This window comes from Nannocystis punicea (genome assembly GCF_026965555.1).
Classification (GTDB): Bacteria; Myxococcota_A; Polyangia; order Nannocystales; family Nannocystaceae; genus Nannocystis; species Nannocystis punicea.
In genome coordinates this window covers 12673216-12695098 of record NZ_CP114040.1, presented here as the reverse complement: position 1 = coordinate 12695098, position 21883 = coordinate 12673216, and the positions used below count along the sequence as shown (strand labels likewise).

Annotated in this window: 20 protein-coding genes and 1 other RNA gene; 10 read left to right on the top strand and 11 right to left on the bottom strand. The window is 70.9% G+C overall.

Annotation, left to right across the window (positions count from 1 at the left end; translation table 11 throughout):
- Positions 1-279 precede the first annotated feature (279 nt).
- Entirely contained in the window at positions 280-1068 is a 789-nt protein-coding gene (locus O0S08_RS48905; protein WP_269036441.1) for a hypothetical protein, read from the top strand.
- Between the two features lie 331 nt (positions 1069-1399).
- Here O0S08_RS48905 and O0S08_RS48900 read toward each other — a convergent pair whose 3' ends face one another.
- The gene (locus O0S08_RS48900; RefSeq protein ID WP_269036440.1) at positions 1400-3811 is read right to left on the bottom strand and encodes a lytic transglycosylase domain-containing protein; all 2412 of its coding nucleotides are present in this window, start codon (positions 3809-3811) and stop codon (positions 1400-1402) included.
- Positions 3812-3821: 10 nt separating this feature from the next.
- Positions 3822-4733, bottom strand: a complete 912-nt coding sequence (locus O0S08_RS48895; RefSeq protein WP_269036439.1) for a diguanylate cyclase domain-containing protein — start codon at positions 4731-4733, stop codon at positions 3822-3824.
- Between the two features lie 167 nt (positions 4734-4900).
- Here O0S08_RS48895 and ssrA point away from each other — a divergent pair.
- Positions 4901-5261: a transfer-messenger RNA gene (gene ssrA / locus O0S08_RS48890) on the top strand.
- Positions 5262-5861: 600 nt separating this feature from the next.
- On the opposite strand, the gene O0S08_RS48885 is transcribed toward ssrA, so the two are convergent.
- The 6 genes from O0S08_RS48885 to O0S08_RS48860 all read right to left on the bottom strand — a co-directional run bounded on the left by O0S08_RS48885 (position 5862) and on the right by O0S08_RS48860 (position 12385).
- Positions 5862-6218 carry a hypothetical protein gene (locus O0S08_RS48885; protein WP_269036438.1) on the bottom strand — a complete coding sequence of 119 codons (357 nt, stop codon included), beginning with the start codon at positions 6216-6218 and terminating at the stop codon, positions 5862-5864.
- 350 nt (positions 6219-6568) lie between these two features.
- Positions 6569-7810 carry an ATP-grasp domain-containing protein gene (locus O0S08_RS48880; RefSeq protein WP_269036437.1) on the bottom strand — a complete coding sequence of 414 codons (1242 nt, stop codon included), beginning with the start codon at positions 7808-7810 and terminating at the stop codon, positions 6569-6571.
- Positions 7811-7864: 54 nt separating this feature from the next.
- On the bottom strand, positions 7865-8596 hold the full coding sequence (locus O0S08_RS48875; RefSeq protein ID WP_269036436.1) for an esterase family protein: 732 nt from the start codon (positions 8594-8596) through the stop codon (positions 7865-7867).
- A gap of 105 nt (positions 8597-8701) precedes the next feature.
- Positions 8702-10219 carry an ATP-grasp domain-containing protein gene (locus O0S08_RS48870; RefSeq protein ID WP_269036435.1) on the bottom strand — a complete coding sequence of 506 codons (1518 nt, stop codon included), beginning with the start codon at positions 10217-10219 and terminating at the stop codon, positions 8702-8704.
- Between the two features lie 76 nt (positions 10220-10295).
- Positions 10296-11453 (bottom strand): alpha/beta hydrolase-fold protein, encoded by a 1158-nt coding sequence (locus tag O0S08_RS48865; RefSeq protein ID WP_269036434.1) that lies wholly within the window; start codon positions 11451-11453, stop codon positions 10296-10298.
- 8 nt (positions 11454-11461) lie between these two features.
- A complete protein-coding gene (locus tag O0S08_RS48860; RefSeq protein ID WP_269036433.1) occupies positions 11462-12385 on the bottom strand; it encodes a Type 1 glutamine amidotransferase-like domain-containing protein in 924 nt (307 codons plus the stop codon).
- 161 nt (positions 12386-12546) lie between these two features.
- Between O0S08_RS48860 and O0S08_RS48855 the strand changes: the two genes are divergently transcribed.
- Complete coding sequence (locus O0S08_RS48855) at positions 12547-13707, top strand: ATP-grasp domain-containing protein (RefSeq protein ID WP_269036432.1); 1161 nt, start codon at positions 12547-12549, stop codon at positions 13705-13707.
- Positions 13708-13720: 13 nt separating this feature from the next.
- The gene (locus tag O0S08_RS48850; protein ID WP_269036431.1) at positions 13721-14938 is read left to right on the top strand and encodes an ATP-grasp domain-containing protein; all 1218 of its coding nucleotides are present in this window, start codon (positions 13721-13723) and stop codon (positions 14936-14938) included.
- 101 nt (positions 14939-15039) lie between these two features.
- Here the strand turns inward: O0S08_RS48850 and O0S08_RS48845 are convergent, their stop codons facing one another.
- A complete protein-coding gene (locus tag O0S08_RS48845; protein WP_269036430.1) occupies positions 15040-15900 on the bottom strand; it encodes a polyprenyl synthetase family protein in 861 nt (286 codons plus the stop codon).
- Complete coding sequence (gene xseB, locus O0S08_RS48840) at positions 15884-16216, bottom strand: exodeoxyribonuclease VII small subunit (RefSeq protein ID WP_371879524.1); 333 nt, start codon at positions 16214-16216, stop codon at positions 15884-15886. The genes O0S08_RS48845 and xseB overlap by 17 nt, the downstream gene beginning before the upstream one ends.
- Before the next feature lie 80 nt (positions 16217-16296).
- Between xseB and O0S08_RS48835 the strand changes: the two genes are divergently transcribed.
- Genes O0S08_RS48835 through O0S08_RS48825 form a run of 3 tightly spaced genes read left to right on the top strand, consistent with a single transcriptional unit; the run spans position 16297 to position 17547 of the window.
- Complete coding sequence (locus O0S08_RS48835; protein ID WP_269036429.1) at positions 16297-16806, top strand: Fur family transcriptional regulator; 510 nt, start codon at positions 16297-16299, stop codon at positions 16804-16806.
- Between the two features lie 27 nt (positions 16807-16833).
- A complete protein-coding gene (locus tag O0S08_RS48830; protein WP_269036428.1) occupies positions 16834-17130 on the top strand; it encodes a hypothetical protein in 297 nt (98 codons plus the stop codon).
- A gap of 33 nt (positions 17131-17163) precedes the next feature.
- Positions 17164-17547: a hypothetical protein gene (locus tag O0S08_RS48825; RefSeq protein ID WP_269036427.1), complete on the top strand. Its 384-nt coding sequence runs from the start codon at positions 17164-17166 to the stop codon at positions 17545-17547.
- Positions 17548-17671: 124 nt separating this feature from the next.
- Here the strand turns inward: O0S08_RS48825 and O0S08_RS48820 are convergent, their stop codons facing one another.
- Positions 17672-18805, bottom strand: coding sequence for a response regulator (locus O0S08_RS48820; protein WP_269036426.1), 1134 nt, complete (start codon positions 18803-18805; stop codon positions 17672-17674).
- Positions 18806-18939: 134 nt separating this feature from the next.
- Here O0S08_RS48820 and O0S08_RS48815 point away from each other — a divergent pair, with 134 nt between their 5' ends.
- From O0S08_RS48815 to O0S08_RS48805, 3 genes are read left to right on the top strand one after another with little or no spacing between them, the layout of a single operon-like run.
- Complete coding sequence (locus O0S08_RS48815; protein ID WP_269036425.1) at positions 18940-20139, top strand: retropepsin-like aspartic protease family protein; 1200 nt, start codon at positions 18940-18942, stop codon at positions 20137-20139.
- 5 nt (positions 20140-20144) lie between these two features.
- Positions 20145-20858 carry a hypothetical protein gene (locus O0S08_RS48810; protein ID WP_269036424.1) on the top strand — a complete coding sequence of 238 codons (714 nt, stop codon included), beginning with the start codon at positions 20145-20147 and terminating at the stop codon, positions 20856-20858.
- Positions 20855-21694 carry a hypothetical protein gene (locus O0S08_RS48805; protein ID WP_269036423.1) on the top strand — a complete coding sequence of 280 codons (840 nt, stop codon included), beginning with the start codon at positions 20855-20857 and terminating at the stop codon, positions 21692-21694. Before O0S08_RS48810 ends, O0S08_RS48805 begins: the two co-directional genes overlap by 4 nt.
- The last annotated feature ends 189 nt before the right edge of the window (positions 21695-21883 follow it).

Sequence of the window (21883 nt, the reverse complement as noted above, 5' to 3'; positions counted from 1 at the left end):
TCTCGCGCGCGAGCTCCCGCGGTGGCAAAAGCGGCGGTCGTCGACGGGCGGGTCGCGCGGGCCCGAGGCCGCCCGGGCGGGCTCGAACGGCGCTCCCCCTGCGCGTCCGCCGGGCCGCGTCGGCGAGCTCACCCGCGGCGCGAAGCTGCCCGAAATTGTCGTCCTCCGCACGTCCGGCGGCGACGCTCCGCGACATTTGCTATGGTGATCCGGAAGGCGGCTGGCCGCGCGAGCGACGGGCCGTGACAACTCTTCACGACGGACTACTCTGGCTCTCTCATGAATCGTCTCCGGCCCACGAAGGGGCGTCGACCCCTCGGCACCGCGCGTCGCCTGCGCCCCGACCTCACGCGTGACGGCGTGCTCGAGGCCGATCGTGAGGCCCCGGAGTCGCAAGCGCTGGTGCGGCGCGGGGTGGGCTGGGACCAGTCGGCGGCGCTCGAGCCGGCGCCGTACCGCGAGACCGACCCGCTCGATTCGCCGCTGTCGGCGCGGATCTTGAGCCTGCTGTCGGACCCGCGGATCGACTTCCTCACTGTGGCCTCGGCCGCCGACGCGCTCGGCTCGCCCCGCCAGGACGTGGAGAACGCGCTCGAGGCGATGCGCCAGGCCGGCATGCTGGTGGCGATCGGCGGCGGCTCGGTGGTCCGCTACGGCGTGACGCCCGAGACCAAGGGCGAGCTCGAGGCCGAGTTCCGCGCCGCGGCCCAGGAGCTCGGCGAGCACGCGCTGCTGGCCCGCCTGTCCGCAGAGACAGCCCTCGTGCCGTTCGAGGACGAGGAGCCGCGCCTGCCCGCGACCGCCGGCCTGCTCAGCCTGTTCCTGCCCGGCACCGGCCAGCTGCTCAACGGCGACATCGGCCGCGCCTCGCTGGTGTTCGCGGTGTGGAGCCTCGCGTGGATCACCCACCTCTCGCCGGTGTGGACCTTCGTCTGCCTGTACGCCGGCGCCGAGGCGTTCTTGACCGCGAAGATCCGCAGCATGGAGCGCAAGCTGGCCGAGGACAACCACGCCCTCCCGCCGGGCGCCGCCGGGCCGAAGAAGCTGCCCTCGCCGCGGCCGACCTGAGCTGCCCGTTCGGGCATGCTCTTGAATCCTTGCCCCCAAGGACATGGGCGTTTGGACATGTCCTTTCGGGCATTTTGAACGCCGGCGGTCGACGTCGGGCCGGCCAGGCCACCTGACCGATGGAGCTGCTCCGCGGCGGCTGGCTCTGCACGCCGCGTTCGCGCGTGGACCTCGGCACGTCGCGCTCGCGGGTGAAGTTCATACCGTGCGCGGGTGCGCCGTTCGTGGCGCGCTCGCCGATACGGGCTGGCGGGCCACAGGGGGAGCACGAGCGAGCAGCCATGGCATGCCCGTTGGGGCATGTGCCGAGCGACATGCCCCAAAGGGCTGCTCAGCCGTGATCGATCGGCCCCGGCTGGACCCCGCGGGCGCGGCTCGGCAGGGTCAGCGGCACGTAGGGCAGGCGCTGGGCGGCGGTGAGGTCGGCGGGGGCGTGCAGCCAGCGGTAGCTGAGCCAGCGCTCGAGCACCGACTGGGTGTAGGCGCGGGTCTCGTCGTAGGGGATGGCCTCGATGAAGAGGTCGAAGTCCCAGTCCTTGCGCTTCTCGAGCCACTTGTCGACCGCACCGGCGCCGGCGTTGTAGCTGGGGATCGCCAGCGGCACGGCGGCCTCGTCGCCGCCGTAGCGACGCACGAGGTTGCCGAGGTAGAGCGTGCCGAGGTCGAGGTTGAGCGACGGGTCGAAGAGGCGAGCGTCGTTGAAGCCGTCGACGCCGGCCTGGCGGGCGAGGTCCTTGGCGGTGGCCGGCATCAGCTGGACGAGGCCGCGGGCGCCGGCCCACGACGTCACGCCGGGCTCGAAGCGGCTCTCGGTCTGCATGATGGCGAAGGTGAGGAACCACGGGACCTGATGCGCGCCCTCGCCGGCGCGCACGAGGTCGGAGAACGCGAGCGGGTGGGCGATCGTCCACAGCTCGCGGTTGGTGGCGACCGGCGGGCTCTGCCGCCAGCTGCTGCCGAGCGCGCCGAGCAGCCGCTGCGACTCGCCGTAGAGGCCGGCCTGGGCCAGCACCGCGGCCGCGGGCCAGCCGTCGATCTTGGCCTCGCTGAGCTCCTCGCGGGCCTCGTCGCCGAGACCGAGGCGGGCCAGCAGGAGCGCGCGCTCGGCCGCGGGCGTGGTCGGCAGGTCGAGCCGCGGGGCCGCCTGGTCGGCCGACTTCGACAGCGCCGCGATTCCGCGCGCGAGTGGCTCCTCGCCGGCCTCGCGCAGGCGTGACATGGCCTGAAGGCCAGGATAGCTGAGCGGCGCTGCAGCGAGGACGTCGAGCCAGGCGGACACGGCCTCGTCGGCGCGGCCGAGGCGGTGCAGGCCGCGGCCGCGGAAGTAGTGCAGCTTGGCGCGGTCGCGCAGGTCGAGGCCCTTCTGCGTCAGGCCGTCGTCGGCCAGCTTGAGCGCGTCGGCCGGGCGGTCCTGCGTCAGCGCCAGCACCAGCAGCCGGCGCCGGGCCTCGAACGCCATGTCGCCGCCGGAGAAGTCGGCCAGCATGCGCTCGTAGGCCTGGCGCTCGCGCGGCTTGTCGCCCTTCTCGGCCCACGACTCGCCGGCCAGCAGCAGCGAGTCGTCGGCGTAGCTGTGGTCGGGAAACTCGTCGGCGACCGCCGAGAACTGCTTGGCCGCGCGCTCGTACTCGCCCTCGGCGTAGCGGCCGCGGCCGGCCTGGTAGAGGGCCTTGACGAGGGTGTCCTTTCGGCCAGGTCCGGCCTTGCGGCAGGCCGTCGCCGCCAGCTCGAACACCGGGCGCGACTTGGCCCGCTTGCGCTGCTTGAAGATCGCGGTGCCCTTGAGGAACAGCGCCTCGCAGCGGTCGGCGTCGGGCGGCTGCAGCGCGAGGAAGTCGTCGACGTCGCGGATGACCCCGGCGTAGCGGCTGCGCGCCAGCTGGTCGCGGATCTTCGCCAGCGTCCGCTGGCGCACGGCGTCGCGGTCCTCGCTGAAGCTGCGCCGCAGCCCGACCTGCTGCGCCAGCGCCGGCAGCCGCTCCTCGGCCTCGGCGCCGTAGTCCGACAGCGGCACGTCGAGCAGCAGCTTCTCGTACAGCTCGATCGCCTCGCGCAGCTCCTCCGGCGCCTCGCTCTCGGCCAGCAGTCGGGCCCGCTTGGCCCGCACCTCGTGCCGTCGCGGTGACTCGGGGAACTTGGCGAGGAAGGCGGCGTACTGCGCGAGCGCGCCGGCGCGGTCGTTCGTGCGCGCCCTGGCGTCGGCGCCGGTGATCGTCGCGGCCGGCTCGATCGCGGTGCCGGCCGCGGCCTCGACCAGCCCGGCGAGCGGCGTCTTGGCCTTGTCCGGCATACCGGCGTCGAGCCACGCCTGGGCCTCGAGCAGGCGCAGGCGCGGGGCGACGGCCGCCAGCCCGGGCGCGGTGCGGGCCTCGGCCAGGCGCCCGGCCCCGTCGGCGAACTTCTGCGCCCGCAGGTCCTCGAGCGCGCGCAGCCACAGCGCGGCCCCGCGGTCGTCGGCGGCGAGCGAGCCGTCCTGCAGCACCTCGTCGAGCAGCTTGATCGCGGCCGGGAAGTTCTGCCGCTCGCGCGCGAGGATGGCGTCGCGGCCGGGCCCGCTGGAGAACCACAGCTTGCGCTCGGGCTCGGCGACCGGCGGCGGCTCCTTCTTCTTGTCGTCGGGCTCGCTCTCGGGCCGGAGGTCGCCGGTGAACAGCGGCGGCGTCGACTCGCCACGACATGCCCCGAAGGACAGGCTCAACAGGGCGAGCAGGGCGACCGGGCCGCGAATCGATGGGCGTTGCATCACCTGCTCCTTAGACCAGCCGCGTCGGCTCGTTCTCGGGGTCGTAGATCTCGACGCGATCGCCCCCCGCGCGGCGGGCGATCGTCAGCGCCGACTCGGCGGCCTTGATCAGCGCCTCGGCCGTCGGCTCGTGCAGCAGCGCGAGGTCGGCGACCCCGAGCGAGAGGGTCAGGCGCGTCGGCTCGGCGCCGGCGAACTCGCGCGCGGCGATGGTCTCGCGCAGGCGCCGGGCCGCCCGCGAGGCGCGCATGGCGTCGACGTCGCGGCACAAGAACGCGAAGTCCTCGTCGCCGAGGCGGGCCAGCAAGTCGTCGCTGCGCGTGCTCTCGGTGATCGCGATGCACATGGTCCGGAGGACATGGTCGGCGGCGGCGTCGCCGGCGACCGCGCGCACGTCGGCGAAGCGGTCGACCTCGAAGCGGACCAGCGCCAGCGGCTTGCCGTGGCGCAGCGCGACGGCGACGTCGCTCTCGAGCCGGTTGAGGAAGTACCCGCGGGCGAACATGCCGGTGAGGCGGTCGCGCAGCGTCGACTCGTACAGCTCGCGCTGCTGGTCGTCGTCGGTGTCCTCGTGGAAGGTGAAGCGGAGCACGCTGGCGGCCCCGAGCTGGATCTTGTCGCCCTCGCGCAGCGGGTGGCGGTCGACGCGGTCGCCGTTGGCGAACGTCCCGTTGGTCGAGCCCGCATCGGAGAGGTAGTACACGCCCTTGTCGACGGATACGGCCGCGTGGGTGCGGGAGATTCCCTCGTCGTTGATCCGCACGGTCGCCGTCAGGCCGCGGCCGATGGTGGTGTACGCGGGGTCGAGCTCGAACATCTCGCCCATGCGGTCGCCCGCGAGCACGACGACGAACGCCTTCCGCGGGCCCTCCTTGTCGGAGGGGCGGTCGGGAGCCTGAAAACGTCCGGGCGCGGCGGCCACTGCCCGGCATCGTAGGGCCGGCCTCCCCCGCGGGGCAACATTTGGGCCTTCCGCGGCCGGGGCGCCCGCGGCGCGCGCCCGCGGCCTTGCGCGAGCCCGTCGGCCGACTCATACTCGTGATTCGCCGCGGCGCCCGTCGCTTCGGCGAATTCCTTCCAACCACTCACGGGGGTGTCAGGTTTCGACGGGGGTACTGAACGTGACGGATCGCGTGCCGGGGCTGCCTACTCAGCCACGTAAAAATGAGTGGGAATCATAGCTGCCAACGACAACAGCTACGGCCAGATGGCCCTCGCGGCGTAAGAACCCGCGACATCCCCGCCTGAGAGGCTCCGATAGGGACGGGGGTGTGATTACCGGAGATGGCGTGCGCGCCTCGCCCCGAGCGCACACGTGAGATGAGGGGATCGCACCGGAGAGGGCCTGCCGTGGGCATGCTCCGGGGCTAAATCAAATACAGCGGCTACGCACGTAGTGGTCCCACCGGATGGCTCGCGGACCCGGGTTCAATTCCCGGCGCCTCCACTCCGCCGGACTCGGCAACCGAGTCCGGCAACCCTCTCCGCAAGGTGACGAGCACGGTCTCGTCCACCATGCCGCCTCGCTGGCAGGCCAGCCGTCCCAACGGCTGCCTGGAGCGGGGCGAACTTTTTTGGTCGACGGCTCGCCGAGTCCGGCACCCCTCTCCGCACGGTGCCGAGCATGCTCTCGCCCACCATGCCGCCTCGCTTGCAGTCAGCTGCCCCGACGGTTGCCTGAGAGGGGCGAACTTTTGGGTCACGCTCGACGCTCGCTCGCGCCGACAGGCCGAGTCCGGCAACCCTCTCCGCACGGTGCCGAGCATGCTCTCGCCCACCATGCCGCCTCGTTTGCAGGCAGCTGCCTGAGCGAGCCGAACTTTTTGATCCCCGCTCGACGCTCGCTCGCACCGACAACTCGAGCCCGCCAACCCTCTTCGCACGGTGAAGAGCGCGGTCTCGTCACCATGCGACCGCCCCAGAGATCACCGAGCACGGCCGACTTCCGCATCGGCGACGCGCTCATGTGTCCTCGCTCGCGAACTCGTGGCGAGCCGGCGACGTGCTCGGCATCGCTCCACATCACGCTCGCGCCCCGCGCACTCAATTTTTAATAGATGCCGTCGATGCAGTCGGCGACGGCGAACAGCGCCTGGTCGCCGGCGTCGTCCGGGTCGAAGCTGGACTCGTCCACACTCTGGACGGCCGCCGGCAGGGCGGTGATCCGGCGGAAGCCCTGGCCGGGCCGCAGCCGCGGCGAGCGGAGCAAGTAGACCCGTCCGCGCGAGACGTAGAAGACGCGCCGATCGTCGGCATAAAAACCGTCGCGCACGCGCACCAGCGCGAAGTCCTCGCCGTACACGTGCATCTCGAGCGTCGCGCCTGGCGCCTGACGTGCGGGTGTCCGGCTCTCCGGGGTCATGAATGTCGCGAAGTCCAGCTGCTCCCAGGCCTCGTAAGCACGCATCGATCCCCTCCCGACTCCAGAGGGTATTTAACAGCGCCCGCCGCCGGGCCCGTCAAGCGCCATCCGCCACCAGCCCGCGAGCCGGGGCGCTCCCGAGCGCCGATCGGGCCTGTGGATAAGTCCGAGAACCGCCGCCGAACGGAGCAGCGACGGTCCTTCGACCGACTCGACCACCGCGCTGTCGGAGCCTCGCGCGTTTGCGCATGAGGCCGCTGCGCCGCCTCGAGCCCGCGAGGAGCGCACCGCCCCCTTGCTCACGGTGCGCGGAGGCGCGCAGGTCGTATGTCCCTTCGAGCATGCTCTGATCGACATGCTCCTTCGAGCATGTTTTTAAGAGCATACCCGAACGCTCAGCCGAGCTCGACGCGCACGGTCGAGATCATCCGTCGCAGCGCGCGGGCGACCACGTCGGTGTCGGGGTGGCGGAGGATCGCGTAGCCCTCGCCCTCGTACGACTCGGCGCGCGGCTGACCGATCTGCGGCAGCTTGACGTCGACGACGAGGTCGCCGAGCTCGCGCTGGGCCTCGGCCACGCCGTGCAGGGCGACGACGCGGGCGCCGGGGCGGGGTTTGCCCTGGCCGCGGAAGAACGCCACGCCGGCCGCGTACTTGCGCGGCGGCGCGTCCCACTGCTCGAACACCACCAGCCGGGCCCAGCGCTCGTAGAAGTCGACGCCGTGGGCGTACGAGTTGAGGCTGACGATCTGCGCCCCCGGCGGGCGCGCGCCGACCTCGGAGATCGCCACCGGCGGACCGCCTGGACGGTCGCGGCGGAACCACTCCATGTGCGACAGGCCGGTGCCCATGCCCAGCGCCTGCAGGGCCGCCAGCGCGTGCGGGCGCGCGAGCCGGGTGTCCTCCGTCTCCTCCTCGCGCGGCATCAGCACGGTCCACTGGATCCACGGGTTCTCGAGCACGTGCAGCGGCGGCGGGTCGTACAGCGTCGACGAGAACCACACCGGCTTGCCCTTGATCGTCACCGTCTCGAACGAGCGCTCGCGGCCGGTGACGAACTCCTCGGCCACCGCCGGGCGCTCGGGCGACGGGCGCAGGGCCGACAGGGCGTGGTGCAGGGTCTCGGCGTCGGTGACGCGGAAGGTGCCCTTGGCGGCGGCCGCGTCCGGCGGCTTCAAGATCAGCGGATAGCCGACATCGAGCGCGAAGGTCCAGCCCTCGCCCGCGGAGGTGATCCTGCGGTGGCGCGCGCACGGGACTCCGGCGCGGTGCAGCACGTCCTTCATGCGCGCCTTGTCGCGGAAGTTGCGCGACGCCTCCTCGCCCATGCCCTCGATGCCGAGGCGGTCGCGCAGCTGGCCGAGCTGGACCTGCAGCTGCTCGAGCGTGCCGATCAGGCGGTCGACGCCGCCGAGGCGGTGCGCCACCGCCTTGACCGCGCCCTCGAGGTGACCGACGTCGAGCGCGTCGCCGACCCGCTCGTACGCCGCCAGCCGGCGCCGCAGGTCGGGCGCGAGCTTCTCGATCGGCTCCTGCGAGATCAGCCCCAGGCGCACGTTCGGCAGCGCCGCGACGGCGTAGACGAAGCGCATCGTCACCGGGAGGTGGAAGGGCGCGATGAAGATGACGGCGGGCATGATTCGAGTGTCTCTTCGCGCAGGTCCCTTCGGACAGGAACCTTCGGACAGGCGTCAGGAGTGCTCGGCGAGGTACTTGGGCAGCATCTCGCGCCAGGTCGGCCAGTCGTGGTCGTGGTCCTCGCCCCACAGGTCGACGCGGTTGGGCACGCCGCGGCGACCGAGCACGCTGGCGATCTCCCACGAGTTGCCGGGCCGGTCCCAGCGGCCCTCGCCGACGGCGAGGATCGCCAGGCGCGTGCGCAGGCGGGCCAGCTGCGGGCCCTCGGGCAGCGTCGGGAGGAAGTGGATCGGCGAGAAGTAGTGGAGGTCGAGCGTGTGCGCGCCGTCCATCCAGCCGGTGAGGTTGTAGGTGCCGCTCATGCCGATCGCCAGGGCGAACGCGTCGGGGTGGCGGACCAGCGAGGCGACCGCGTTGAGCGCCCCGATCGACGCCCCGGCGGTGACGATCTCGATGTCCGGGGTGCGGCAGTCGGTGCGGATCGCCGGCACCAGCTCCTCGGCGACGAACGCGTCGTACTGGTTCTGCAGCCACGCCTTCTGCTGCGGCGAGCGGTCGTCGCGGATCCAGTTCTTCCCCGCCGTGCTGTCCGGCGAGTAGACCTTGATCCGCCCGGCGTCGATGAGCGGCGAGAGGGCGCGGATCATCAGCATCCGCTCGCACTCCTCACAGTCGCCCCCGGCCGTCGGGAACAGCAGCACCGGGCGGCCGTAGCTGCCCCAGCGGGCGAACGAGACCTCCTGGCGGAGGCGCGACGAGTACCAGGTCGAGCGCGTCTTATCCATGGCCATGGCAGAGGAGGCACCGCGTGGCGGGCCGGACGGCCGGCGCCGACCCCTTCGCGCGGGGCCGGACGAACCGGTTCTTGAGGACATGTCCTTCGGCACAGACTAGTTCTTGACCTTCTTGCCCTTGCCGCCCTTCGGCGGGGTGGGCTTGACCGGCGCGAACGCGGCCGGCTCGGGCTCGGGCGCGGCGACCGGCTCCGGCGCGGCGACAGCCGGCTCGGCAGCGGCAGCGGGCTCGGCAGCGGCAGCGGGCTCGGCGGCCTCGGGCGCGGACACCGGCAGATCGACCGGCAGAGTGCTCTGCTCGACCGGCTCGGCCGGCTGGGTCGCGACCTCGGTCGCCGCAGCGGCAGCGGCGGCCTGCTCCTTGACCCCGTTCATGCGGTCGGCCTCGCACTTGCGCCAGAACTGGATCAGGCCGAAGAAGTGCTCGGTGAACGCGTGGACCTCGTGGGCGGGGAACAGCGCGGCGACCTTCTGGCGCACGTAGCCCTTGGCCACGTCGGTGCCGAAGAACTCCCACGCGACCTCGTCGAGGTGCGACAGGTGCTTGGCGACGAACTCCTGGAAGCGGTCGTGCTCCATCCGCTCGCGGGCGATCTTGGCGTAGCCGGCCAGGCGCTCGCGGTACGGCAGGTCTTTCTTGGCGATCTCGAAGAACGGCGCCCAGTCGAGGTTGAGCGCCTTCTTGCGCCCGGTGGCCGCGCAGAACAGCGACCAGCGGACCATGTTCTTGACCAGCTCGGGGAAGTGGAAGTGCAGCGACGTGACCTGGAAGTCGGGGCACGCGTTGGCGAAGTCGATCGGGTAGAACACGCCCTCTTTGCGCAGCGACTCGCAGGAGTTGAACTCCCAGCCGAAGAACGCGTTGATGGTGAGGCACGTGTCCTGGAGGACGCTCCACTCCTCGCCGTTGACGAAGAAGAAGTCGACCTTGTAGCGGTCGTGCAGCGGGGCGTCGGGGTCGTAGCGGACGATGTGGACCTGCGGGCCGATGCCGATCGCGCGCACGAACAGGTCGAACGGGTCGACCGCGCGCTGCAGGTGCATCACTCGCCGGCCGCTCTGCTCGTAGGCCTTGAGCAGCTGCTGGGTGTTGTTGATCTTGGTAACCCCGACCCACGCGCCGCCGTCGTAGGGCTTCATGAACAGCGGGTAGCCGAGCTTCTCGCCGATCTCGGCCAGCTCGAACTTCCGCCCGTAGCGCTCGAGCGTCGGATAGACGTCGGGGTTGTCGGGCGAGAGCTCGCGCGGCGGCACCATCCACGTGTCGGGGATCGGCATGCCGAGCGCCATCATCGCCGAGTAGGTCGTGTGCTTCTCCATCGACTGGAGCGACCAGGGATTGTTGAGCACGTAGAGGCCGTCCATCACGACGGCCTTCTTGATCCACTCGCGGCTGGTGTGGAACCAGTGCGTCAGGCGATCGAGCACCACGTCGTAGCGGACGGGCTGACGTAGGTTGAACGGCTCGACGCTGACGCGCTCGACGTGGAACTTGATCACGTCCTCGCCGGAGGGGATGTTGAGATCGAGACGCTTGACGATCTCTTCGTAGCAAGCGGGCCAGCACAGGTCGGCCCCGAGGGACAATCCGATGTTCTTGGTGACGTTGGCCATTTCGGCTCCTCCTACGGCAGCCGCGACTTTTGCCAAATTCGCCCCAGTTTGCAAGGGCCGGCGCCAGCGCCGGCCGCTACTCGTAGACCATCCAGAGCGGCCCCGGGAACAGCCACGAGAGCCCGCTCCGCAGGCGGTCGCGCCAGTTCTCCCAGTTGTGACCGTCGCGCGCCTCCTCGTACTTGACCTCCATACCGGTCGACTGGAGGAGCGGCACCAGCGACCGATTCTCGTAAATCAAGCTCTCGTAGGTGCCACAGCTGAGATAAACCTTGTCGCTCGGCTTGCCCGGGCTCTCGCGGAAGGCGTTGACGAACTCGACGACCCGGGCGAACACCGGTCCGCGCTTGCTCTCGCCGATGTCGGTGAACGCGAAACTGCCCGATTGCAGGAGCAGCCGCCCGAACGTGCCCGGGTAGCGCCACGCGGTCGACAGGGAGGCGACCCCGCCGAAGCTCGCGCCCATCAGGCAGCGCGCCGCGGGCGCCGCGTACAGCGGGTAACGGCTCTCCATGAAAGGGAGCAGGTGCTCGGCGATGAAGGCGGCGTGGCTGGGATTGTTGGGGTACTCGCCGATCCGGTCGCCGGGGTGGGTGATCGCGGCCACCAGCGGCGCGACCTCGAGGCGGTGGATCAGGTTGTCCAGCACCGTCTTCAGCGCCGCGTAACGCATGTAGTCGCCGCCATCGTGGACGATGAGCAGCGGGTAGCGCCGGCTCTCGCGGAAGCGGGCCGGCAAGTAGATGCTGACCCGCTGGGTCCCGAGCGGCGTGCCCTCGAGCTGGGTCTCGACGATCGTCCCCGGCCTGGCCTCCGGGTCATGTTCCGTCCAGGCCGGGGTCTTGTACCCCTGCCCGTGCGCCACCGAATTGGCGCCGAACGGGTCGTGCGCGAGGTTGGGGTTCAGCGGGTCGCGGATCCACGTGCCCACGCCGCCGAGGATCACCTCGAGCTTGTACTCGACGCGCGACTGCGGCGGCAGCTCGAGCGTGTGGAACCAAAAGTCGCTGTTGCCGACCCGCGTGAACGGCTGCGACGAGCCGAGCCCGAACACCCAGTGACGCAGGTTCACCTGGTCGCCCGGGCCGCGGTACACGAACGTCGCGTTGCGGCCCTCGATCAGCGGGAACGAGTGCGTGCGCAGGAACCTGTCGATCGCCGCCGCGTCGACCGGGCCGTGCGCGAGGAGGCTCTGGATCGCCAGCTTCGTGGGCGGGTTCAGACGGGTGTTCATGGCCGGCATCAGTGCAGCGCCACCAGGTGGCCGTCGGTGCGGAGCTGGAACGTGTTGGCCCCGGCGCTCCAGCGCGGGCCGTCGAAGTGGATGAAGCAGCGCTCGTCGAGCGCGACGCAGGTGGCCGGCGCGAACCGGCGGGCGAACACTGTGATGCGCCCCGGATCTTGCAAATTCAACCGCCGGCGCGCGTGCGGCAGCGGGACCACGCCCGGGAACAGCCCGAGCCCGCCCTCGAGGACCTCGGCGTTGCCGCGGCCCTGCGGCGGGCTGTCGTGGAACAGCACGATCCGGCTGGCGACCACCATCGCCCCGGCCGACCAGGCGATGATCGGCAGGTCGGCCAGCCGCGGACCGAGGTCGAACAGCCGCAGGCGGTTATAGAGGACTGCGACGTGCCCGCCGGCGATCGCCACGCCCGCGCAGTCGGCCAGGATCGCCTCGATCTCCTTCAGCTGCTTCACCACCGCGGGCCGTTCGAGCGGCTTCACTTTGCGGTCGAAGTCCCGCTGAATGTGCTGGGTCTTGACCACGTGGTGGGCGTCGAGCAGGCGAATCGCCTGGACCGCCTCCTCCAACTCGGACTCGATCAGGTCGCGCGGCGCCTGGGCCTGCTGGACCCGCCGCGCCGCCTTGAGGTGGCTGGCCAGGCGCAGGCGGTAGAGGTCCTGCAGCTGGCGCAGGCGGTCCTGCTTGGCCCGGTGGGCCGCGAACAGCTCGGGATCTTCGCGGAAGGCCGTCTCGGCCCGCGCGTGCAGCATCAAGTTGACGGCCCGATTGCCGAGCGCGGCGCACAGCTCCTGGTCCTCGGCCTCACGCTCCTGCCATCCGGCGGTCACTGCGGCGATCCGGCCGTCGATGCCGAGCATGTCGGCCGCCTTGTCGACGATGGGGTGGAGGCGCTGGGGGCCGAGGAGCACGCCACGCGTCATGGAGTTGTTCTCCTGCGCAAGGCCGTGGTAAGGCGCGTGAGGGACCCCTGCGCGTCGACCCATCCGACGCAATCGGCGGCCCGGAGGGGTACAATCTCGTCATGCATGTCCTGTTCGTCGCCCCGCACTTTCCCTCTTACCAGAGGCATTTTGTCCGCGCCATGCATTCGGTCGGCGCCCGCGTGACCGGGATCGGCGAAGCGCATCCTTCGCAGCTCGATGACGAACTCAAGAGCTGGCTGCACGGCTACGAGCAGGTGCCCTCGGTGGTCGACGAGGGTGCGCTCTACGACGCGGTGCGGCGCTGCCAGAAGCGCGAGTGGGTCGACCGACTCGAGTGCACCATCGAGGCCCACATCATCACCACCGCCAAGGTCCGCGAAGCGACGCAGATCCCCGGGCCCTCGCTGCAGTCGGCGATGCTGTGCCGCGACAAGCCGATGATGAAGGAGTTCCTGCGCAAGCACGACATCCCGTGCGCGCAGTCGACCGGCGTCGACTCGCTCGAGGAGGGCCTCGCGTTCGCCCGCCGGGTCGGGTTCCCGCTGATCGTCAAGCCGCGGGCCGGCGCCGGCGCTTCGGGCACCACCCGCGTCGACGAGGAGCAGCACCTCGTGCAGACCCTCCGCGAGATGAACGTCGGCCGCGGCGCCTCGGTCGCGCTCGAGGAGTTCATCGAGGGCCACGAGGGCTTCTACGACACGCTCTCGATCGACGGCCGCCCGGTGTTCGAGTTCGTCTCGCACTACTACCCCAACGTCCTCGACGCGATGCGCAACCGGTGGATCACGCCCTACATCGTGTCCACCAACCGCATCGACCTCTCCGGCTACGACGAGCTCAAGGCGATGGGTCGCAAGGTGATCGAGGTGATGGAGCTCGGCACCACCGCGACCCACATGGAGTGGTTCTACGGGCCCAAGGGGCTCAAGTTCTCGGAGATCGGCTCACGCCCGCCGGGCGTCGGTCAGTGGGACGTCTACGCCGACGGCAACGACATCGACATCTACCGCGAGTGGGCCAACGCGGTGGTGCACGGCCGCGTCGAGCGGCGGCCGTCGCGGCGGTTCGCCAGCGGCATCATCGCCCTGCGGCCCGACCGTGACGGGCGGATCCGCGGCTACGAGGGCATCGACGAGATCCAGCGCCGCTTCGGCCAGTACATCTGCCGCGCCCACCTGCCGCCCGCCGGCTGGCCGACCCAGCCGATCGAGGCCGGCTACATGGCCAACGCGTGGATTCAGATGCGTCACCCCGACTACGACTCGATGCGCGAGATCTTCGAGATCATCGGCCGCACTGTGAAGGTCCGCGCCGGCTGAGGAGCCACAGTTCATGAAGGTTCTCTTCATCTCCCCCCACTACCCCGAAGAGATGCTGGACTTCACCCGCGGCCTCGCCGAGGTCGGGGCGCAGGTCTACGGCGTCGGCGAGCTGCCGAAGGGCGCGCTGCCGGCGAAGGTCCAGCGGCACCTCCGCGACTACTTGCAGATCCCCAGCCTGTTCGACGAGGACTCCGCGGTGCGTCACATCGTCCAGGCGGCCCGGCGGATCCGCCCCGACCGCGTCGAGTGCCTGTGGGAGCCCTGCGTCGTGCTCGCCGCGCGCGTGCGCCAGGAGCTCGGCATGCCGGGCATGAGCCCCGACGTGGCGATCGGCTTCCGCGACAAGCCGATCATGAAGCAGCGGCTGTTCGACGCCGACCTCCGCGTGCCGCGGTTCGCCCGCGTCCGCACCGCCCGCGAGGCCTTCGAGGCCGCCTACGCGATCGGCTACCCGGTGTGCGTCAAGCCGGTCGCCGGCGCCGGCTCGGCCGACACCTACCGCGTCGGCGACGACGCCGAGCTGCGCGCGGTCCTCGGCGCCGTCGAGCGCCACCCCGAGATCAACCTCGAGGAGTTCATCGAGGGCGAGGAGTTCACCTACGACACCGTCTGCATCGACGGCGAGCCGGTGTTCGAGAGCGTCGCCCAGTACTTCCCGAAGCCGATGGAGGGCCGCAACAACGAGTGGATCACGCCGGCGCAGGTGGTCTTCCGCGACCCCTACCAGCCGGCGCTGATGCCCGGCATCGAGCTCGGGCGCAAGGTGCTCAAGGCGCTCGGCATGACCACCGGCTTCACCCACATGGAGTGGTACAAGAAGCCGAACGGCGAGGCGGTGTTCGGCGAGATCGCGGCCCGCTCGCCCGGCGGCAAGCTCGTCGACCAGATGAACTTCGCCAACGACTTCGACGTGTACCGCGAGACCGCCCGCGCGATCTGCTGGAAGAGCTTCGAGGCCAAGCCGCAGCGCCGCTACCACGTCGCCGCGCTGTTCAAGCGGGCCATGGGCCAGGGCAAGATCCGCCGCATCGAGGGCCTCGAGGAGATCAAGCAGCGCCTCGGCCCCAGCCTGGTCGTCACCGACCTGCTGCCGGTCGGCAGCGCCCGCCGCGACTGGAAGCAGACCCTGCTGTCCGACGGCTACATGATCCTGCGCCACCCGGACTTCCGCACCTGCATGGACATGATGCGCTTCGCCATCGCCACCCTGCGGATCCACGCCGGCTGACGAGCCGCGGCAGCCCGAAGGGACATGCCCCCAGGGGCATGTCCCTTTTCACATGCACGAGAGGGCATGCTCCGAAGAGCATGCCCCTCCGTCCACGCCCTTCAGTCGGCCTTGACGCCGGCCGCGGCCGCGTGGGCGCGGTCGCGGACCCACTTCGAGATCGCCCGCAGCGGCTCGGCCTTGTCGCCGAGCGGGGCCGCGATCGCGTCGCACTCGCCGACCAGCTGGTCGACGCGGGCCAGCGCCTGGGCGCGCAGGGCCTTCTGGTCGTCGTCGAGGACGTCGTCGGCGTGCTGGAACGCGATGCCGAACTTGAGGCCCCACGTCTCCAGCGAGCGCACCGTGTCGGAGTCGGCGCCGGCGTAGAGGGCCCCCAGCGCGCCGGCGGCGGCGTACAGCGCCCCGGTCTTGAGCGCGTGGACCTGCTCGAGGGCGACGAGGTCGTGGGCGTCTTGCCCGAGGGCCAGGTCGAGCGCCTGCCCGCCGACCATGCCGTCGACGCCGGAGTGGTGGGCGAGCACGCGGACCGCGGCGACCAGGTTGGCCGGCGGCACCTGGTCGGCGCCCCGCATCAGCGCAGTGAACGCCTGGCTGAGCAGCGCGTCGCCGACGAGGATCCCGCCGGCGTGGCCGAACGCGACGTGCACCGTCGGCTGGCCGCGGCGCTCGAGGTCGTTGTCCATCGCCGGCAGGTCGTCATGCACGAGCGAGTAGGCGTGGACCATCTCGAGCGCGCAGCAGGCCGGCAGCGCGGCCTCGGCGGTGCCGCCGACGGCCTCGCAGGCGGCGATGATCACCAGCGGTCGCATGCGCTTGCCGCCCTGCAGCACCGCGTAGCGCATGCCCTCCTTGAGGCGGCCTGGGTCGCTGGCGCCGACTTCGGGCAGCGCGCGCACGATGGCCTCGTCGACCAGCTTGCGGCGCTCGCCGAGGTAGGCGTTGAGCTCAAAAGTTTTCGTCATCGTCGTCACTCTCTTCCGCTTCGCCGGCCCCCGGGAACGGCACCGCCTCGTCGCGGCCCTCGAGCAGGACCTCGACCCGCTGTTCGACCGCGTCGAGCAGGGACGTGCCGCGCCGCGCGAGTCGCACGCCGTCTTCGAAGCGCTGCAGGGCCGTCTCGAGCGGGAGGTCCCCGGCCTCGAGCTCGGCGACCACACGCTCGAGGCTGGCGAGCACCTGATCGATGGCCGGGCCCTCGCGCGCCGGCTCCGCCGTGGGGTCGGCGGGTTTCCCGGACGCGGGGCGTTTGGATGGGTTCGGTTTGCCCGGGGACGCCATGCGGCCGCGGAGTATACGGGCCGGAGATCCGCCCTCGCAACGCTTGCCGCGGCGGCTTTGCCGCGATAGGTTTCCTGCCGATGCACGACCGTCGGCAATCTGCGGTGCCCGACATCGAGAGCTTGATGGGGCAGTTCCACGCCTACCTCAGCAAGAAGCAGCTCAAGTCGACCCGCCAGCGCGACCTCATCGCGCAGAAGTTCTTCGCGGCGCACGGCCACATCAGCATCGAGGAGCTGCTCAACCTCAGCCGCGCCGAGAACCCGCGCATCGGCTACGCCACGGTCTACCGCACCTTGAAGCTGCTCGCCGAGTGCGGCCTCGCGGCCCAGCGGCGCTTCGGCGACGGCCAGACGATGTACGAGACGGCCGGCGACACCGAGCACCACGACCACCTGATCTGCATCGAGTGCCAGCACGTGCTCGAGTTCCAGAACGACGACATCGAACACGAGCAGGAGCGAGTCGCCCGCAGCTTCGGGTTCAGCCTGGTCCGCCATCGGCTCGAACTCTACGGCCTTTGCCCCAGAGCTCGTGGGATCAAGGGCGGGTGGTGCCCGAACGAAGAGCAGCGCAAGCTGAGCGACTGACGTACGCTTTTTGTGCTGCGCGTCACCATGCCCGAAGCCGATCTCCAGGTCCTGCTGCAACAACTCGCCGCGCTCGCCGCCGTCGCCCTGGCGGCGGGCTGGCTCACCGCGCGCTGGCTGATCCGCCGGCGGGCCGACTGCGGCGGCTCGTGTGCCCGCTGCGAGGGCGCAGCCGCGTGCGAGAAGGCGTCGACCGGGGCGGTCTCGCCCGGCGCGAGCTCCAGTTCGCCGCGTGGCGTGCGTTCACCCGCCCTCCGCGTCATGCAGTCGGGGCCCGGGTCGGCCGCTCACCCTGGAAATCTGCCCGGCCCCCCCGCCGTCTGACGCGGCGACTCGCACCATCGGAGCCTCTCACTCATGCGCAAAGCTTCGCGTTCTCTCCTCCTGTTCTCCCTCGCCCTGGCCCTGGGCGCCTGCGCCGGCGGTTACTCCGGCAAGTTCAAGGGCAACGGCACCGGCGCGCGCGTGCCGGCCTCGCAGGTCAAGACCGTCGCCAACAAGGACGCCCTCGGCGACACCGCCTACACCACGCTCGGCACCGCCATCGGCAAGGCCCCCACCGCGCAGGAGGCCGTCGACATGGCCAAGCAGCACTGCGGCATGAACGGCGGCAACCTGCTGATCCTCAACACCGAGCCCTACCAGTCCGGCAGCCGCTACATCGCCGACGCCGCCTGCGCCACCGACGGTTCGGCCCCCAAGGCCGCCAACACCGCCGGCAAGGGCAAGCCCGCCCGCTGAGCCGCGCCGCCTCCAGACAGAGCGCCCCCGAGCCCGGCTCGGCGGGCGCTCTTGCTTTCGGGGCATGTCCTCCGCGACATGCCCACATGGACATGTCCCCGAGGACCTGCCCCCGAGGACCTTTTTAAAGGTCCTGGTCGAACGACCCCGACTGGCCGGGCCGCTCGTTCGCCAGCCGCTCGAGCCGGGCGCTCTCGTTGGCCTCGTCCTCGCGGCGCGCGTGCTCCATCAGCAGCCAGGTCACCGACAGCGGCTCGAGCGAGAGCTCGCCGAGCTCCCTCGGCTCGAGCGTGAAGAACTCGAACTGCCCGGCCTCCCAGGCCAGCAGGTCGAACACGCGGTCGATCGCCGAGGCGGCGTAGCCGAGGTTCTTCACGTCGCGCAGGACGCCCTGCACCAGCCGCAGCACCGCGCTGTCCTGCCCGCTCTCGAGCCGCAGGTCGCCGGTCTTCTTCTCGGCCTCGAGGAACGACAGCACGCTGCCGAGGCGCACGTGCTGCAGGTCGCCGCGCAGGCCGCGGTTCTCGACCGCGCCGAGGCCGGCCCGGCGGGCGACCACGCCTTGCAAGCGGGCGACGATCTCGTCGGGCGACAGGTTCTTCGGCAGGTAGTCGTCGACGCCCATGCGGTAGCCCTGAAGCCGCGACATGTCGTCGGACAGCGCGGTCAGGAACACGATCGGCACGTGGGCCAGCTTCTTGCGGCCGCGGGCCATCCGCAGCAGCGTCCAGCCGTCCATCTCGGGCATCTCGACGTCGGTGAGCAGCAGGTCGGGTTCGTTCTTGAGCGCGGCGGAGATCGCCATCAGCCCGTTGTCGGCGGTGGTCACGTTCAGCCCGCGTTCGCGCAGCGCCGCGGCCATCTCGGTGCGCACGCTGGCCGAGTCGTCGACCAGCAGCACGTTGAGCGGGCGCGACGGCGGCGGCTCCGCCTTGGGGCTCGTCGACGCGTCGAGCACCGAGTTCACGCACAGGCCGAAGATGCGCTCCTGCTCGGCCGTGAACGCGGCCAGCTGGATCAGCGTGCCCTTGCCGCCGTCGGCCCCGAGATCGACCGCGGTCCCGCTGAGGTACAAAATGGCGCGGTTCGGCAGGCTCAACTTGACCCGCACCGGCTGGTTCACCTCGAGGCTGCGCACGCCCGGGAGCGTCAGAAACCCGCGTCGCAGGTTGTCTGTGTACTCCACGAGGAAGTCGTCGTAGGATTCGAAGCGCACGCCGAACGTGGCGATCTTCGCAGGCTTCGGCGCGTCAGCCATTCCCGTCGCCACATCCTACGGGTTTTCCCCGCGAGGATCCAACGACAGTCTTCACTGGCCCCCACGGCTCTGACTCGAGATAGTATCTGCAAGTGAACATTTCGCGCAGCGCACCGAGGCACGCCAGGCCGGCCATGAGCGCGTCCGCGGCGCTGAGCTCGCTCGGCGCCTTTGCGCTCGTGCTCGCGTCGATGTTCGTGGTGCCGTTCGCGCTGTGGTGCAACTTTTCGCTCGCGCGCACCGCTCAGCTCGACGCCCGCGTCGGCGCCCCGTGGCTGTGGCTCCTCGCGTTCGTCGTCACTCTGGGCCTGCCCGTCGCCCTCGCCGTGTGGAAGTACGGCACCGACGGCCGCCGCCTGTCCGCGGCGATGATGTGGCTGCCGCTGCTGTGGAATTTGGGCGCGATCCTCCTCTGCACTCAGGTGATCCCGGGCCTCCTCGTCCAGTCGCTGCGAGCGCAGGGCGACCTCGCCGGCAAGCGCTTCGGCGACTCTCACAAGGTCGCGCGGATCCTCAGTGCGGTGGGCAACGGCCTCGCAGATCGCCTCGCCCCGCCCGTCCCCGCCGCACCCCGCGCCGGCGCGCGCGAGTCCGCGCCCACGCCCGTCACCGCCATCGCGGGCGCGGCGCCCAACTCCGCGATCGCCGTGCCTTTTTCGGCCGCCGGCAACGCGATCCTCATGAGCGTCGAGCTCGAGGGCCCCGCGGGTCGACTCAGCCTGCCGTACCTGTTCGACACCGGCGCGTCGTTCACCACGGTGCACACCGAGACCGCCGCGAAGCTCGGCCTCACCGTCCCGCCCGACGCGCCCACGCTGCAGTTCAACACCGCCAGCGGCCCGCGCGAGAGCCGGATGGTCTACTTGCCGAAGCTGCGCCTCGGCGGCATCGAGCTCAAGGGCCTGCTCGTCTCGGTGTGTGACGGCTGCGCCAACGACCGCTCGCAGGGCCTGCTGGGGCTCAACGTCATGCGCGAGTTCCTGGTCGAGATGGACTACCAGGCCGAGCGCATGAAGCTGCTGCCGCGCCCGCACGAGGGCCAGCCCAACCGCGCCTACGACATCTACCCGGCGGTGCAGATCGAGGTCGAGGGCTCGCCGGAGATCTGGCTCGGACGGATCCGCTGGGTCTTGCTGGTGAAGAACCGCAGCACCGTGGCGATCGAGAACGTGGTCCCCGAGGTGCACTTCTCCGACGGCCAGCGCATGGCCGGCGCGCCGATCGCCCGCATCGAGCCCGGCGGCTCCGGTCGCTCGCTGGTCGAGGGCAAGACGATCGCCGAGGACCACGAGAAGCTCGGCTTCACCCTCGCGCTCGCCGAGGCTTACTGGTGATCGCCATGCCGGTCGAAGCAGCCCCGACCTTCGAGTGGTCCTACGTCGTCCTCGCCGTCCTGATCCCGGTGGCAATCCTCGTGTACATGCTCGGCAACTTCCGGACGAAGCGCCTCGGCAGCGCCCGCAACCTCGAGCCGCAGGGTCGCCGCATGCCCAAGGGCGCGCTCAAGACCGACCCGCAGTTCTCCGGCTTCGTCGGCCGCGCCCTCGAGCGCGGCCTCGTCACGCCGATCGCCGACGCCGACGCCCAGCCGATCATGATCCGCGGCGTCATCACTTCCTCGGACGGCAACCTCGGCGGCGCCCCGGGGCGCGAGTGCGTGTGGCGCAACCGCAGCGGCGCCCCGCGTGACGCCGCCGTCGCCGCCGAGCTCGTCGTCGTCGCCGACAGCACCGGCCGCGTCACCCTCGAGAACCTCGACCACGCCGAAGTCATCGCCCCCGAGGAGAAGGTCGGCCCGCGCGTCGCCAGCACGGGGCTCTACCTCGGCGACGAAGTCGAGGTCATCGGTCGGTTCAAACCCGAGCGCTTCGGCAGCGACCCCGATCCCACCCGCCTCGTCTACGGCTCGATGGGCGGCGACGGCAATCTCTACGTGCGCGTCCACAGCCGGCCGAATTCGCCCGCCGCGTCAGAAACTGCCGTCCGCGCCGCCGCCGAGGCGGTATCCTCCCCACCCTCCCCCGCACAGGCCCCGCAGGAGACCACCGAATGAAGCGCATCCTCGTCTGCCTCGCCGCGTTCAGCCTGACCGCCGCCTGCAAGAAGTCCGCGGACACCACCCCGCCGCCGTCCGACGGCACGACCACCACCGACGCCGGCGACAAGCCGACGCCCGTCGCCGCCGAGCCCGACCCGCCGGCCATCGCCGAGGCCCGGCAGAAGTACATCGCCGGCCAGTACAGCCAGGTCATCGAGAGCTTGAAGCCGCTGGTCGACGACCTCAAGTCCAAGCAGAAGGCCCGCGCCTCGGGCCTCGGCGCCGCGTGGCTGTCGCTCGCGCTCGCCGAAGACGTCGTCGAGAACGCCAAGGAGCCGGCCGACCACGCCCAGGCGATGGCCGAGCAGACCGGCGACCCCGAGGTGAAGATCGCCGCCAAGCTGGCCCAGGGCACCTTCAAGCTCAAGACCGAGGACTTCGCGGGCGCGGCCGCCGACTTCGAGGAGGCCTACAACCTCCAGAAGGACGGCCCCAACGCCGGCCTCGCCCTCGTCATGTACGGCAACACCAAGATCAACCTCGCCTTCGGCGGCGAGGACAACGTGATCGTCAACCCCGGCGAGCTCGACTCCGCCGCCTCGACCTTCGTCAAGGCCCAGCGCCTGGTCGAGAAGCAGCCCGGCAACGAGCTCATCGGCGCCCGCGCGCTCGAGGGCCAGGCCGCCGTGGTCCGCTACAAGGACAAGAAGAACACGCCCGAGGCGTGCCGCCTGATCGGCGAGGCCGCCAAGATCTACACCAGCAAGGGCGCCGGCCAGCCCTTGATCGACGCGGCCAACGCGCTCCAGGACGAGGCCAGCTGCGGCCCCGCGCCGGCCGCCGCGAACTGAGTTCTCGAAGGCTCTGGTGCAGCGCGAGCGCCTCGCGCTGAACCAGAGCCTCCGGCCGCCGCGCCGCGAGCACGCAGCACGACAGGCGCCGGCCGCCGCGCTCCGCACCAGCGTCCTCGCGCCGCGCCGCCGCAAAGTCACCAGCGGTCGTGACCGCGGGGCTTCTCGCCGCGCCGCGCTTCTGCGACA